This is a genomic window from Gluconobacter japonicus, from assembly GCF_002723975.1.
GTDB classification, from domain to species: Bacteria; Pseudomonadota; Alphaproteobacteria; order Acetobacterales; family Acetobacteraceae; genus Gluconobacter; species Gluconobacter japonicus.
Window position 1 is genome coordinate 1 of the sequence record NZ_BEWO01000070.1, and the last position, 867, is coordinate 867.

The 867-nt window shown below is 54.2% G+C and carries 1 protein-coding gene; it reads left to right on the forward strand.

All coding sequences use genetic code 11. The annotated features are described in order from the left end of the window. Positions 1–101: 101 nt before the first annotated feature. Positions 102–856, forward strand: a protein-coding gene (locus GJA01_RS15080) for an IS5 family transposase (protein WP_085948219.1) whose coding sequence is annotated in 2 segments (ribosomal slippage) — positions 102–423 and positions 423–856 — 756 coding nt in all. Because the reading frame shifts where the segments join, the coding sequence is not laid out codon by codon here. Positions 857–867: the final 11 nt, after the last annotated feature.

Consider the following 867-nt stretch of genomic DNA (forward strand, 5'->3'; position numbering starts at 1 on the left):
CTACGGCGTGTCGTCAGTTAAGACCTGAGAGCTTGAAGTGAGGGTTGTACGTTCTGTTGCTCTGTGCTGACTGTTTTTCCGGCTTTGGAGGAGAACAACAGATGCGGCGCTATGGCTTACGTGACGACCAGTGGGAGCGTATAAAAGACTTTCTTCCGGGTCGTGAGGGTCATGTCGGAGGCACTGCTGCAGACAACCGCCTTTTCGTAGAAGCTGTGCTGTATCGCTACCGTGCAGGCATTCCCTGGCGTGATCTTCCGGGCCGTTTCGGGGACTGGAAAAACGTGCACAGACGTCTGCGTCGCTGGTGTGAAACTGGTGTTATTGAGCGGATCTTTCGCCATTTGGCAGCAGATCACGACAATGAATACATGATGATCGACAGCACCATTGTCCGGGCGCATCAGCACAGTGCCGGAGCCCTCAAAAAGGGGGCGCGGATCAGGCCATCGGACGATCCCGGGGCGGATTGACCACAAAGATCCATGCTATCTGCGATGCTCTGGGCAATCCGGTGGAGATCGATATCACACCGGGACAGGATGCGGATATTAACCGGACGGAACCGATGCTGGAAAACATCGATCCGGATGCCTTCCTTGCTGATAGGGCGTATGACGCAGACAGGTTGATCGACCGATTGACAGAGCGCGGGATTACCCCGGTCATACCGTCAAAACGCAATAGAGCGATGCCGCGGAAAACCGACTTCGCTCTTTACAGGGAACGTAATCTTATCGAACGGTTCTTCAATAAACTGAAGCAGTTCCGCGCTATTGCAACCCGCTACGACAAACTGAAATCCACCTTCCTCGCGGCGGTTCAGTTCGCCTCAATCATCATCCTGCTTAACTGACGACACGCCGT